The organism is Nonomuraea sp. NPDC052129 (assembly GCF_040680095.1).
GTDB lineage: Bacteria > Actinomycetota > Actinomycetes > Streptosporangiales > Streptosporangiaceae > Nonomuraea.
The window spans coordinates 848,062-861,135 of record NZ_JBFAVX010000001.1 but is presented as its reverse complement, the minus strand read 5'-3'; the positions used below and the strand labels follow the sequence as shown (position 1 = coordinate 861,135).

9 protein-coding genes and 2 pseudogenes are annotated in these 13,074 nt (G+C 69.7%); 6 read left to right on the top strand and 5 right to left on the bottom strand.

Annotation, left to right across the window (positions count from 1 at the left end; genetic code table 11):
* Nucleotides 1–57: 57 nt before the first annotated feature.
* The 3 genes from AB0L53_RS04000 to AB0L53_RS03990 all read left to right on the top strand — a co-directional run bounded on the left by AB0L53_RS04000 (nucleotide 58) and on the right by AB0L53_RS03990 (nucleotide 1,719).
* Nucleotides 58–846, top strand: coding sequence for a Bax inhibitor-1/YccA family protein (locus AB0L53_RS04000; RefSeq protein ID WP_363989870.1), 789 nt, complete (start codon nucleotides 58–60; stop codon nucleotides 844–846).
* A 167-nt stretch (nucleotides 847–1,013) separates the two neighbouring features.
* Complete coding sequence (locus AB0L53_RS03995) at nucleotides 1,014–1,247, top strand: DUF4287 domain-containing protein (RefSeq protein ID WP_357943976.1); 234 nt, start codon at nucleotides 1,014–1,016, stop codon at nucleotides 1,245–1,247.
* A gap of 61 nt (nucleotides 1,248–1,308) precedes the next feature.
* A complete protein-coding gene (locus AB0L53_RS03990) occupies nucleotides 1,309–1,719 on the top strand; it encodes a PPOX class F420-dependent oxidoreductase (RefSeq protein ID WP_363989867.1) in 411 nt (136 codons plus the stop codon).
* Between the two features lie 116 nt (nucleotides 1,720–1,835).
* Here AB0L53_RS03990 and AB0L53_RS03985 read toward each other — a convergent pair whose 3' ends face one another.
* The 3 genes from AB0L53_RS03985 to AB0L53_RS03975 all read right to left on the bottom strand — a co-directional run bounded on the left by AB0L53_RS03985 (nucleotide 1,836) and on the right by AB0L53_RS03975 (nucleotide 5,508).
* Complete coding sequence (locus AB0L53_RS03985) at nucleotides 1,836–3,053, bottom strand: acetyl-CoA C-acetyltransferase (RefSeq protein ID WP_363989864.1); 1,218 nt, start codon at nucleotides 3,051–3,053, stop codon at nucleotides 1,836–1,838.
* A gap of 69 nt (nucleotides 3,054–3,122) precedes the next feature.
* Nucleotides 3,123–4,466 (bottom strand): PQQ-binding-like beta-propeller repeat protein, encoded by a 1,344-nt coding sequence (locus AB0L53_RS03980; RefSeq protein ID WP_363989861.1) that lies wholly within the window; start codon nucleotides 4,464–4,466, stop codon nucleotides 3,123–3,125.
* A gap of 58 nt (nucleotides 4,467–4,524) precedes the next feature.
* Nucleotides 4,525–5,508 (bottom strand): SGNH/GDSL hydrolase family protein, encoded by a 984-nt coding sequence (locus AB0L53_RS03975; RefSeq protein ID WP_363989858.1) that lies wholly within the window; start codon nucleotides 5,506–5,508, stop codon nucleotides 4,525–4,527.
* A 129-nt stretch (nucleotides 5,509–5,637) separates the two neighbouring features.
* Between AB0L53_RS03975 and AB0L53_RS03970 the strand changes: the two genes are divergently transcribed.
* Nucleotides 5,638–7,008, top strand: coding sequence for a cystathionine beta-synthase (locus tag AB0L53_RS03970; RefSeq protein WP_363989855.1), 1,371 nt, complete (start codon nucleotides 5,638–5,640; stop codon nucleotides 7,006–7,008).
* A gap of 11 nt (nucleotides 7,009–7,019) precedes the next feature.
* Here the strand turns inward: AB0L53_RS03970 and AB0L53_RS03965 are convergent, their stop codons facing one another.
* Both AB0L53_RS03965 and tnpA read right to left on the bottom strand, forming a co-directional pair.
* Complete coding sequence (locus AB0L53_RS03965) at nucleotides 7,020–7,877, bottom strand: NAD(P)-binding domain-containing protein (RefSeq protein WP_363989852.1); 858 nt, start codon at nucleotides 7,875–7,877, stop codon at nucleotides 7,020–7,022.
* A gap of 161 nt (nucleotides 7,878–8,038) precedes the next feature.
* Nucleotides 8,039–8,454, bottom strand: a pseudogene (gene tnpA, locus AB0L53_RS03960) (IS200/IS605 family transposase).
* 23 nt (nucleotides 8,455–8,477) lie between these two features.
* Between tnpA and AB0L53_RS03955 the strand changes: the two are divergent.
* Together AB0L53_RS03955 and AB0L53_RS03950 are read left to right on the top strand one after the other, a co-directional pair.
* A complete protein-coding gene (locus AB0L53_RS03955; RefSeq protein ID WP_363989849.1) occupies nucleotides 8,478–9,737 on the top strand; it encodes a transposase in 1,260 nt (419 codons plus the stop codon).
* Between the two features lie 144 nt (nucleotides 9,738–9,881).
* Nucleotides 9,882–11,384, top strand: a pseudogene (locus AB0L53_RS03950) (BTAD domain-containing putative transcriptional regulator); the annotation flags it as partial.
* Between the last annotated feature and the right edge of the window lie 1,690 nt (nucleotides 11,385–13,074).

The window sequence follows — 13,074 nt, the reverse complement described above, 5'->3', positions numbered from 1 at the left end:
GTGCGTGTTGACCTAGGTGACGCCGCGTCCAATAAGCTCGGCGCACAGGAGGCAGCGATGGAGAGCAAGAACCCCGTTTTCAACCGGTCCAGGCAGGCCGGCGGGTGGCAGGGCGCGACGCCCACCCCCGGACAACTGCAGAACATGTACGACTCCCCGTCGTACGCGCCCCCGGCACCGACCGCCCACCGGACGATGACGATCGACGACGTCGTGGTGCGCGGTTTCATGACCCTGGGCACGCTCGTCGTGGCCGCGGCCGCCGCCTGGTACCTCGACGTCCCCCTGGGCGTGGCCATCGGCGCGGCCATCGTGGCGCTCGTCCTGGGGCTGATCGCCTCGTTCAGGATGAGCACCAACCCGGCGTTGATCCTCAGCTACGCCGCGTTCGAAGGGATCTTCCTCGGCGCGATCAGCAGCGCCTACGAATCCCTCTACAACGGGATCGTCCTCCAGGCGGTGCTCGGCACCGCGTTCGCTTTCGGCGGAGTCCTGACCGTCTACGCGCTGCGCGTCGTCAGGGTGACACCGAAGTTCATTCGGTTCGTGGTGGCCGCGGGCTTCGCGGCCATCGCTCTGGTGCTCGTCAACCTGATCGTCGGGATCTTCATCCCGGGCGGCCTCGGGCTGCGCACCGACTCCCCGATCGGGTGGATCTTCAGCGTCGCGATGATCCTGCTCGGCTGCTTCTTCCTGCTGCTCGACTTCAACTCGATCGAGGAGGGCGTCCGGCAGGGCGCCCCGGAGAAGTTCGCCTGGCAGTGCGCCTTCGGGCTGACGCTGACCCTGGTGTGGATCTACCTCGAGGTGCTCCGGTTCATCAGCATTTTCACGCGTAGCGACTGACCGTTCGCCTCCCGGACCCCGCCTGGACCCCGTCGATCCGGCGGGGTCCTTCTCTTTGCGCGACCGAAAATCTACCCGCCGTTACAAAAACCTCGGAGGTTGGGGCTTGTCATTCGGGGGGACGTGTTGCAGTGTCGAGCAAAGGACCTTAATCCGTGGAGGTGCCCATGTCCTTGAACCACTCACCGGAGACGCAGACGAAGCTGATCGCAAGGGTCCCAACGATAACGGGACGCGAACTCCCCGAGTGGTTTCAAGCCATCGACAACGGCCCGTCCTTCCTGAGGTGTGACGAGCGGGCCAACTGGCTCGCCGACGAGCACGGGCTGTCCCATGGCTACGCCGCCGCCATCGTGCACGAACACGAGCGGTACCGCCATAACCGTATGGGCTTCCTGTAGAGCCCACACTCCGACCCGACCCGCGCCCGTGCCCTCGGTACGGGCGCGGAATCATGGGTGGATGGACCTAGACGAGGCACGCGACTTCCTGCGAGACAACCACCGCGCGGTGCTGCTCACCAAGCACGGCGACGGCCGCCCGCAGATGTCCCCGGTGTCGGTGGGCGTGGACGACGAGGGCTACCTCGTCATCAGCACCAGGGAGACGGCCGCCAAGACGCGCAACATCCGGCGCGACAACAAGGTGACGATCTGCGCCTTCACGGATGCCTTCTACGGAAACTGGATCCAGGTGGAGGGCGAGGCGGAGATCATCTCACTCCCGGAGGCCATGGATCACCTGATCGCCTACTACCGGGGGATCTCGGGCGAGCACCCTGACTGGCCGGACTACGAGGCGGCGATGGTCCGCGACAAGCGGGTCCTGGTCCGTGTGACCCCGACCAAGGCGGGCCCGGACCGCCACGGCTGAGGTCGGTCCGGGCCACTGCGGCTGAGCCGGCCCGGACTGCCACGGCAGAGGCGAGTTCCCGGCGTTCCACGGCCCCGGCCGTAGAACGCCGGGCCGTGGAACACCGGTCGTGAGACTTAGGAAAGGCGTTCGAGGACCATCGCCATGCCCTGCCCGCCGCCCACGCACATGGTCTCCAAGCCGATCGACTTGTCGTGGTGGCGGAGGCTGTTGATCAGCGTGGAGGTGATGCGCGCGCCCGTCATGCCGAACGGGTGCCCGACGGCGATCGCGCCGCCGTTGACGTTGAGGCGGTCGAGGTCGATGCCCAGATCCCGGTAGGACGGGATGACCTGCGCCGCGAACGCCTCGTTGATCTCCACCAGGTCGACGTCGTCGATCGCCATCCCCGCGCGGGCCAGCGCCTGCTTCGACGCCTCGACCGGCCCGAGGCCCATGATCTCGGGGGACAGGCCGGTCACGCCGGTGGAGACGATGCGCGCCAGCGGCGTGATGCCCAGCTCGGCCGCCCGCGTGTCGCTCATCACGATGACGGCGGCGGCGCCGTCGTTCAGCGGGCAGCAGTTGCCGGCCGTGACCGAGCCGTCGGGGCGGAAGACCGGCTTCAACCCGGCCACCCCCTCGTACGTGGTCCCGGCCCGCGGCCCGTCGTCCTTGCTGACCACGGTGCCGTCGGGGAGCGTCACAGGGGTGATGTCCTTCTGCCAGAAGCCGTCGGCCAGCGCCTTCTCGGCCAGATTCTGGGAGCGGACGCCGAACTCGTCCTGGTCGCGCCGGGTGACGCCCTTGATCTGGGCGAGGTTCTCGGCGGTCTGGCCCATCGCGATGTAGACGTCGGGGATCGTGTCGTCCTCGCGCGGGTCGTGCCAGCTGTGCCCGCCCTCGGCGGAGGCCTTGCTGCGCCCGATGGCGTCGTTGAAGACCGGGTTCTGGGTCTCGGGCAGCGAGTCGGAGTTGCCCTTCACGAACCGCGACACCATCTCCACACCCGCGGACACGAACACGTCGCCCTCGCCCGCCTTGATCGCGTGGAAGGCCATCCGGGTGGTCTGCAGCGACGACGAACAGTAGCGGGTGACCGTGGTGCCCGGCACGTTGTCGAGGCCGAGCAGCACCGACACCACGCGGGCCATGTTGAAGCCCTGCTCACCGCCGGGCAGGCCGCAGCCGAGCATGAGGTCGTCGATCGTCGTCGGGTCGAGCTGCGGCACCTTGGCGAGCGCGGCCTGGATCATCTGCACGGTGAGATCGTCAGGACGTATGTCCTTCATCGAACCCTTGAAGGCCCGCCCTATGGGCGAGCGAGCGGTAGCGACGATCACAGCTTCAGCCATCTTCATCCTCCTGTGTCGGCCTTTAGAACTATATTCCAGTCCTGGTGGCGGAGCACGGTGGGTGGGGCGTCAGCCGTACATGCCGGGTGCCGTGGCCGTGCCGTCGTTGACGGCGTGGACGGCGCCTTTCTCGTCACGCCAGAGGCGCCAGCCGTCCTGGCTGCCGGTGAACCAGGGGGGCGGGGTCGTCGTGGAGGCGAGCCGCTTGCCGGTCGCGAGGTCGTACTCGCAGACGGCGGCTATCGAGTAGAAGCCGGGGGCCTGGCCGCGGAGCGGGAGCGGCTTGGGGTCCGTGACGCAGAAGGACCAGCCGCGCTGGTCCTCGACCGGGACCGGCCCGCCCGTCGTCAGGTCGAAGGCGGCGCCCTTGGCGTCGTGCTTGAGGAAGCCGAGCTTCTCCATGCGGTCGGGGAAGGCCAGCCACCAGCCGGAGCCGGGCACCTCGGAGGCGGGGATCTGGCCGATGACCCGGCCGCTCTCGGAGTCGAGCCGGGCGAAGCCGCCGTAGGTGCCCTGCTGGTCGACCGGGCGTACGACGGGGGCGTAGCCAGGGCTGCCGCTGGGGTAGACGCGGACGACCGAGGGACGCATCCAGTTGATCGTGCCGTCGCCGATCTTGATGGAGAACAGGCCGAAGGTGGAGGCCTTCTTCGTCCGTGGGTTGGTGTAGGGGGCGACGTAGCCGATCAGGTTGTCGCTGGTCGCGCCGAAGGCCCATCCGCCCGACATGTCGATGCCGGGGCCGAGCGCCTGCTCGATCGGCTGCTGCCACTGCAGCTTGCCGGTCTTGAGCTCGTACGACTCGATCATGGGGTTGGCGGCCAGGCGGAGCAGCAGGACCCGGTCGGGATCCGACCACTCGACCTCGGCGATGCCGGGCAGCTTCCACATCTGCTTGCCGCTGGCCGGGTCGAGCACCACCACGCGGGCGGTGGAGAGCGCGGTGTGCTCCGACAGGCAGATGTAGGGCCCGCAGCGCTGGGGGCCGAACGTCGAATGCACCGGCCGCGTCCACTTCTGTGTGCCGGTGCGCGCGTCGCGGGCGACGACGGTGGCGTTCCAGCGGCCCTTCTTGACCGGGTCGACCGCCACGACGACGGCCTGGCCGGGGGCCGTCTCGACGATGGCGGGCGCGGAGACCCCCATGCCGGGCAGGCGGCCCGCCATGGTGGCCGGCTGGGCCCAGAGCTTGTTGCCGTGGGTGAGGTCGACGGCGACTGTCTCCAGCGAACCGTCGGGCTTCATGGAGGTGGTCGTGACGACCCCGCCCGCGGCCGACATCCGGCTGACCGCGTCGATCTCGTCGTTGTGCCAGGTCGGGAAGTGGGCCGTGGCCGCGCCGCTGTCGGAACAGCCGGCCAGGGCCAGGATTCCGGCGAGAGTGAGGGCGGCGTTCGCGAGGGGCCGAAGCACGAGCAATCCACTCCAAAGGGACGAGGAGTGACGGCTTCGGTTCGGAGGGTGACCGGGATCAGGCGTCGTTGGGCGACTCTCCCAGCCGGCGGCGGAACAACGTCGCCCACTTGCCGTGGAGACCCGTCGCCCGCCCGGCGACCGTGGTCGCGGAGACCTCGGTGCCGGACTCCTCCGCGGCCGTAGCCGCCGCGAGGTAAATCGGTTGCAGTCCTTCGCCGCGCGCGGGTCGAGGCTCTGGCCACAATCCCAACGCAGCGCATACAGAAGGTAGCACTGCGTAAGCTGCCTGTGCGTAACCTCGGGCAGATGGGTGGAAACGATCGGGTCCGAACATCTCGCCCGGATTTGTCGCGAAATCCGGCCCTAGGACGTCGGCGAACGAGACCGTACGCCCGCCCGCGTCGACCACCGCGACCGTCTGGGCCGCGGCCAGCTGGCGGCTCCAGCGCCGCGTCACCCAGCGCAGCGGTTGCGCGATGGGCCGTACGGTGCCGAGGTCGGGACAGGTGCCCACGACCACCTCGGCGCCCGCCTCGCGCAGCCGGCGCACGGCCTTGCTCAGGTGGCGTACGGCCACCGCGGGCGGGGTCTGGGTGGTTACGTCGTTCGCGCCGACGAAGATCACGGCCAGCTGGGGCTCCGCCGTCAGTGCCCGGTCGACCTGGTCGGCGAGTTCGGCCGACGGGGCTCCCGACTTGCCGACCACGCGGAGGCGTACGGGGCGTTCGGCGACGGAGGCCAGGCCGTGTGCGAGCAACACGCCCGGGGTCCCGGCCGGATCGGTCATCCCCAGGCCGACGGAGAGGGAATCGCCCAGCAGGACCATGGAGACCGGGGTGCCGGGGAAGTCGCCGTAGACGCCGTCGGACGGCGGCCCCTCCATGCCGTGCGGGCGGCCGATCACCTTCCTGGCCAACAGGCTTTCGGCCATCAGCAGGCCGTACGCGGTGGCGCCGAGGGCGGTCAGCCCGCCGCCGCCGAGTGCCGCAGCCGTCGCGATCTTGCGCGCTGCCCGCGCCGTGCCCGCTGCCCAGACCACGTGCGTGCTCCCCTCGGCCGAACACGGCGGTAGCGTTTGCCTTGAAAACTAGCCGAGTGCCCGCCACCCCCACGGGAGCTCGGCCCTCGGCAAGCTGACCAAGCTTCGGCAAAGAAGGTGAACACCTCGGTGCGCGTTTACGATTCCCTGGTCGAGCTCATGGGCAACACCCCGCTCGTCAGGATGCACAAGGTCTCCGCCGGCCTACCCGCCCAGGTGCTCGCCAAAGTCGAGTACTTCAACCCGGGCGGCTCGGTCAAGGACCGCATCGCGGTCCGCATGATCGACGCGGCGGAGGCGTCGGGGGAGCTCCGGCCCGGTGGCGTGATCGTCGAGCCGACGTCCGGCAACACGGGCGTGGGCCTGGCCATCGTGGCCCAGCAGCGTGGCTACAAGTGCCTGTTCGTGGTGCCCGACAAGGTGGCCCAGGACAAGATCGCCGTGCTGCGCGCCTATGGCGCCGACGTCGTGGTCTGCCCGACCGCCGTGTCGCCCGACCACCCCGACTCTTACTACTCGGTGTCCGACCGGCTGGCCCGCGAGGTGCCCAACGCCTGGAAGCCCGACCAATACTCCAACGTCAACAACCCCGACTCCCACTACTACTCGACCGGTCCCGAGGTGTGGGAGCAGACCGAGGGCCGGGTCACCCACTTCGTGGCGGGCATCGGCACCGGGGGCACGATCAGCGGCACCGGCCGCTACCTCAAGGAGATCTCCGACGGCCGCGTGAAGATCATCGGGGCTGACCCCGAGGGTTCCGTCTACTCGGGCGGTTCGGGGCGTCCCTACCTGGTGGAGGGCGTCGGCGAGGACATCTGGCCGGCCACCTACGACACGAAGATCTGCGACGAGATCATCGCGGTGTCCGACAAGGACTCCTTCAACATGACCCGGCGGCTCGCCCGCGAAGAGGCCCTGCTGGTCGGCGGCTCGTGCGGGATGGCCGTGGTCGCGGCGCTGGAGGTGGCGGCCAAGGCGGGGCCCGAGGACGTGGTGGTCGTCCTCCTGCCCGACGGCGGGCGCGGCTACCTGTCCAAGATCTTCAACGACGACTGGATGGCCGACTACGGCTTCCTGACCACCTCGTCCGAGGAGGGGCTGGTCCGTGACGTACTGGCTCGTAAGGGGGCGGGCCTGCCCGAGTTCGTGCACGTGCACCCGCACGAGTCGGTCGGTACGGCCATCGCCATCATGCGCGAATACTCGGTGTCGCAGCTTCCGGTGATGAAGGAGGAGCCGCCGGTCATGGCGGCCGAGGTGGTCGGCTCCATCGTCGAGCGCGACCTGCTCGAAGCCCTCTACCGCGGCCGGCTCTCCTCCGAGGACACGATCGCCGAGCACATGTCGTCGCCGCTGCCGATGATCGGCAGCGGCGAGTCGGTGGCGCGCGCGGTGGAGGCACTGGAGAAGGCGGACGCCGCGGTGGTGCTCGAAGAGGGCAAGCCGGCCGGGCTACTGACCCGTCAGGACCTGCTCGCCTTCCTCGCCAACCACTAGGGCCTTGACCGCTAGGGCTTTTTGATCGACTCGATCACGGTGCCGAGCCCCTCCGAGCCGCGTCCCTCGGCGTCGGCGCGCTCGAACAGCTCCTTGAGGGCGTTCGGCACCGTGGTCTCCAGCCCGGCGTCCTTCAGCGCGTGGACGACGTGGTCCATGCCGACCGCCTGCATGTGCAGGGAGTTGAGCTCACCCGGATACACCCGGGCCTCGGCCTCCTCGGCCAAGATCTTGGCGAACCCCATCGGCCCATCACTCCCGAGCTGCGTGAACGTCTCCCTGGCGAACGGCAGGAAGTCCCGTGGCGGTACCCCAGCCGTACCGAGCAGCGCGAGCGCGTGCATGTAGCTGGTCAGGCTGGACCAGAAGATCAGCAGCTGCGCTTGGTAGTACATCATCGCCAGGCCCTGGTCCTCGCCCACATAGGTGATCGTGGCCAGCGCCTTGAGCGTCTCGGCGTGCCGGTCGACGGCCTCCTTCGGGCCGCTGTAGAAGGTGTACGCCATGGGCAGGCCGATGCCCGGCGGCGGCACCATGATCCCTCCGGTGACGAGCGTGCCGCCCCGCCCGGCCACCCACTCCGCCGCCGCGCGCAACTCCTCCGGGGTGCCCGAGCTGAGGTTGACCAGCACCTTCCCGTCCAGCTGCGCGTCGCCCAAACTGTCGTACATGGCCTGGTAGCTCACCTGGCTGATGACCAGCAGCTCGCCTTCGGCCGCCTCGTCCGCTCGCCGGGCGCCTCTGGCCACGAGCGGGTCCGTCTTGCTCCTCGTACGGTTCCAGACGGTCACCTCGTGGCCCGCCGCGAGGAACGTCTCCGCCATCTTCGACCCCATCGGGCCCATTCCGATCACTGTCACTCGACTCATGAGCCCCACCATCGGACGTCCCCCTACGGAAATCCTTCCGCCTCGCTACGGGGTTCATCGGCAGTGCCCCGGTCTTCAGGCCGGGTGTGAAGCTGACGGGCCCGCGTAGCGGTGGCAGGAAACAGCCGATTCGCCGCCGGGCGAACCGATGTCCTCTGGGCTCAGAGTTGTCGATTCTGCTGCTCGATGTACTGGCGCACGGTCGACAATGGTGCACTGTCGGCGGAGCCGGCGAAGTAGGAGCCCGACCACAACTTGGTGGCGCGGTAGTAGTGGGCGGCCAGGTCGGGGAACTCTTGCCGCAGTCTGCGCGAGGAGACGCCCTTGAGGCTGTTGACCAGCTTCGACAGGGCGATCTTGGGTGGGAAGGTGACCAGGAGGTGGACGTGGTTGTGGCCGCCGTTGAACTCTCGGAGTTCGGTTTCGAAGTCGGCGCACACGTCCCTCATGATCTCTTCCATGCGGGTCAGGTGGGCGTCGGTGAATACCATATGCCGCAATTTCGTGACGAAAACCAAATGGGCGTGGAGCAGGAAACACAATGCCTGCCTGCCCGGATATCACTGTTGTCGGCCATAACCCAACTGTAGAATCAAGGCCGTGCAGCTGCGTTACTCCTTCCGCCTGGACCCCACCCCCGGCCAGCGCATCGCGCTGGCGCGAGCGTTCGGGTGCGCGCGGGTGGTGTTCAACGACGCGCTCGCGCTGCGTCGCCACGCCCACGCCGAGGGATTGCCGTTCATTACCGATGGCGAGCTGTCCAAGCAGGTCATCACCGAGGCCAAGCAGACTCCCGATCGGGCGTGGCTGGGCGGGGTGTCGGCGGTGGTGCTCCAGCAGGCCCTGGCCGACGCCTGCGCGGCCTACCGCAACTTCTTCGCCAGTCTGTCCGGCACGCGGAAGGGGCCGAAGATCGGCCCGCCCCGGCTGCGGTCCCGTAAGGATAACCGGCAGGCGATCCGGTTCACTAGGAACGCCCGATTCACGATCACGGCAGGCGGGAAACTGTCCCTGCCGAAGATCGGTGACATCACAGTGCGCTGGTCCCGCCGCCTGCCGTCCGATCCGTCCAGCGTGACGGTGATCAAAGACGCGGCGGGCCGCTACTTCGCCTCTTTCGTGGTCGTCGTCGCCGAACGGCCGTTGCCCCGCACCGAGGCTGAGACCGGTATCGATCTGGGGCTGGGGCATTTCGCGGTGCTGGCCGATGGCCGGAAGATCGACTCGCCCCGGTTTCTGCGCCGGGCGGAGAAGAAACTCAAGCGCCTTCAGAAGCTGTTCTCGCGTAAGGAGAAAGGATCGGCGAACCGGGCCAAGGCCCAAATCAAGGTCGCCAAGCAGCATGCGAAAGTCGCCGATGCGCGCCGGGAGTTCCACCATCAGGCCTCCATACGGATAGTTCGCGAGAACCAAGCGATCTATGTGGAGGACTTGGCGGTCAACGGGCTGGCGCGCACACGGCTGGCCAAGAGCGTGCACGATGCGGGCTGGTCGGCGTTCGTGGGCATGCTGGAGTACAAGGCGAAACTCTACGGTCGCACCTTCGCCCGGATCGACCGGTTCCATCCATCCTCCAAGCTCTGCTCGGCGTGCGGGAACCTGGCACAGGTCATGCCGCTGAACGCCCGGGAGTGGATGTGCGCCTGTGGCGTGAGCCATGACCGGGATGTGAACGCCGCGATCAACATCTTGGCCGCTGGGAGGCGGCAGGTCGCCGCTGGACGGAAACCTGAACCTGAGATGGGCGGGAAGCGGAGACCCCAAACGCCTGTGGAGGCAGGTAAGACCCCACACCCAGCGCGCAAGCGCCGGGCACGGGGCACGGCCGAAGAAGCAGGAAGCCACCGAAATGTCGCATGACACCATGCGGCACAGGCGGAATCCCCGGGATGCATCCCGGGGAGCGCGTCAAGGGTTGTCTCTGACGTGGTGAGTTTCGGGGTGCTCGGGCCGCTGGCGGTCTGGACGGACGACGGCCGCCCGATCCAGGTGACGGAGCCCAGGATGCGGGCGTTGCTGGCCGACTTCCTGGCTCACGGGGGCGGGCCGGTCTCGATGGACCGGCTGATCCACGACCTGTGGGGGGAGCGGCCCTCCCGCAATCCCGTCGGCACGCTCCAGGCACGCGTCTCCCAGCTCCGCCGTGCCCTGGGTGACCCCGGCTCGATCGTCCACACCCCGGCCGGCTACCGCCTGGCGCTCGCCGACCCTTCTCGGGCCAGGGGCCGACGGGAGGTGGGGCACTCCGGTGCCGTGCTGGACGCGAACCGCTCTCGTGACACGTTGGACGAGGGCCGCTTCGGTGTCCCCCCGGAGGCGGGCCGCTTTCGTGGTGCGCTGAGTGAGGGCCGCTTCGGTGTCGCGCTGGACGCCGACCGGTTCCGCGAGCTCGTCGGCGAGCGTGCCGCGGATCCGCGTGAGCGGGCCGCCCAGCTTCACGAGGCGCTGAGTCTGTGGCGCGGTCCCGCGTACGCCGACCTCGCCGACGAGGAGTTCCTCCGTCCGGAGATCGCGCGTCTGGAGGAGCTGCGCCTGGCCGCCCTCGAAGAGCAGGCGGAGGTACGGCTCGCCCTGGGCGAGGACGTGGACCTGGCCGACCTGGTCTCCCGGCATCCGCTGCGCGAGCGTCTGCGCGCCCAGCACATGACGGCCCTGTACCGGGCCGGTCGGCAGAGCGAGGCCCTGGCCAGCTACGGGGAGCTGCGCGAGCGGCTGGCGGAGGAACTGGGCCTGGACCCCACGCCCGAGCTGGCGGCACTCCAGGAGGCGATCCTGCGGCAGGATCCTTCGCTCGTCCGGCGGGACCCTCCGCCCGCTGCCAAGCCGCCCCGCTCCAACCTGCCGTCGCCGCTTACGGAGCTGATCGGCAGGGACGCGGAGGTCGCCCAGGCCCGCGACCTGCTGGACGCCGCCCGCCTGGTGACGCTCACCGGGCCTGGGGGCGTCGGCAAGACCCGCCTCGCCCTGGAAACCGCCCGTTCCCTCCTCGACGACAGCACAGCCTTCCCTGACGCCGGCGCCGTCTTCCCCGACGCAAGTGCTGCCTTCCCCGACGGGGTGTGGCTGGTGGAGCTGGGCGGGATCACGGACGTGGCCGAGGCGGTCGCGGACGTGCTCGGCGTACGCGACGACGACGCCGCGCCACTGCCGCCGAGGCTGGCGACCGCCCTGGCCACCAAGCGCGCGTTGCTCGTACTCGACAACTGCGAACACCTGGTGGAGGAAGCGGCGGAGCTGATCTCCGCACTGCTACGGGCCGCCCCAGGGCTGCGGATCCTGGCGACCAGCCGGGAACCGCTCCGGGTGACCGGCGAGCGCGTCCGTGTCGTACCGCCGCTGACCGAGCCCGACGCCGTACGCCTCTTCACCATCCGCGCCGGAAGCAAGCCGAACGAGCCGAACGCCACCCCCACAGACGCGACCAGCAGGGCGAGTGAGTCGAACGAGGTGGGTGAGGCGGTCGCGACCATTTGCCGGCGGCTCGACGGCCTTCCGCTGGCGTTGGAACTGGCCGCGACACGCGTGCGGGCGTTGGGTGCGCGGGAGGTGGCCGAGCGGCTCGACGACCGGTTCCGCCTGCTCAGCTCTGGCATGCGGGACGCCCCCTCACGTCAGCGCACGCTTCGGGCGGTGATCGACTGGAGCTGGGACCTGCTGTCCGACCACGAGCGGGTCGTGCTGCGGCGGCTGGCCGTACACGCGGACGGGTGCGCGCTGGAGGCGGCCGAGGTGGTCTGCGCCGAGCCCGGCGTGGACGTGGTGGACGTGCTGGCCCGTCTGGTCGACCGCTCGCTGGTGGTGGTGTCCGCCGGACCCAGGTACCGGCTGCTGGAGTCCGTCGGGGTCTACTGCGCCGAGCGTCTGGCGGAGGCGGGGGAGCACGGGCGGATCGCCGTACGTCACGCCCGCTACTACACGGCGCTGGCCGAACGGGCGGACCTGCGCGGCCCGGGGCAGAGACAGTGGCTCGAACGCCTGGACGCCGAGACCGCCAACCTGCGGCTCGCCCTGGCGGGCCCGGAGCCGCTCCGTCTGGTCAACGCGCTGGCCTGGTACTGGTTCCTACGCGGCCGCATGGGCGAGGCCCGCCGCTCCCTGGCCACCGCCCTGTCCAACGCCGCCCCGGCGCCCGGTGCCGCCCCCGCCTCCAGAGGCGTCCCGGCCGCGCCGGCCACCGATCAGTCCGTCGGGCGGGCGGCCGTGGCGTCGGTGTGGTTGGCGGGGATGGCGTTGTCCGTCGGGGAGGTGGCGCCGCCGGTGCGGGTGGCCGGGCTCGACGCCGGAGGGCGGGCACTGGCCGACTGGTTTCTGACCCACGTGCGCTGGGCGTACGGCGATCATGGTGCGCACGAAGCGGCGGCGAGCCGGGCACTGGCCGCCTATGAGGCGCTCGGCGACCGTTGGGGGATCGCCGCCGCGCTCAGTCTGCGCGCGAAGCTGGCCGTCGGCCGGGGGGACCTGGCCGCGATGGAGCGGGACGGGCGGCGGAGCCTGGAGCTGTTCGTCGAGCTGGGTGACGCGTGGGGGCGGTTGGAGGCCATGGACGCGCTCGACCGGCTGGCCGAGATACGGGGTGACTACGCCGAGGCCGCCAGGTTGCGCGAGGAGCAGTTGCGGCTGGCGGAGGAGCTCGGCTTCGAGGTCGCGTTCAAACTGGCCGGACTGGGCCGTGTGGCCCTCCTGGCGGGCCATTATGGGCGGGCCGACCACTACCACGAGCGGGCCAGACTGCTGGCCGTGGAGCAGTCCTACAAGGCCGCGGAGGAGCATGCCGTGCTCGGGCTGGCACTGAGCGCCAGGCGACAGGGCGACTACGTGCGGGCGGAGGGGCTGCTGACGCCGTGGCTCGGCTGGCTGCGTGAGGTGCGGGGGACGCCCGGCATCGCGTTCGTGCTGGCCGAGCTGGGGTTCGCCGCCGAGCAGCGCGGTGACGCCGGGACGGCGCTGGCCAGGCAGCGCCAGGGCTACGAGGCGGCCCGAGCCACCGGGGACCCGAGAGCGGTCGCGCTCGCCTTGGAAGGGCTGGCGGGCGCGCTGTCACTCACGGCCGAGCACCCCGGGGAGGGACAACAGGCAGAGCAGACCAGGAACGGACAACAGGCCGAGCAGACCGGGAACGGACGACGGGCCGAGCAGACCGGGAACGGACGACGGGCCGAGCAGACCGGGAAGGGGCTACAGGTCCGAGGGAGTCGTT

What these genes read in the sequence shown, in the direction of transcription:
- AB0L53_RS04000 (WP_363989870.1), top strand. Translation starts at nt 58, where the DNA reads ATGGAGAGCAAGAACCCCGTTTTCAACCGGTCCAGGCAGGCCGGCGGG.
- AB0L53_RS03995 (WP_357943976.1), top strand. Translation starts at nt 1,014, where the DNA reads ATGTCCTTGAACCACTCACCGGAGACGCAGACGAAGCTGATCGCAAGG.
- AB0L53_RS03990 (WP_363989867.1), top strand. Translation starts at nt 1,309, where the DNA reads ATGGACCTAGACGAGGCACGCGACTTCCTGCGAGACAACCACCGCGCG.
- AB0L53_RS03985 (WP_363989864.1), bottom strand. Translation starts at nt 3,053, where the DNA reads ATGGCTGAAGCTGTGATCGTCGCTACCGCTCGCTCGCCCATAGGGCGG.
- AB0L53_RS03965 (WP_363989852.1), bottom strand. Translation starts at nt 7,877, where the DNA reads ATGAGTCGAGTGACAGTGATCGGAATGGGCCCGATGGGGTCGAAGATG.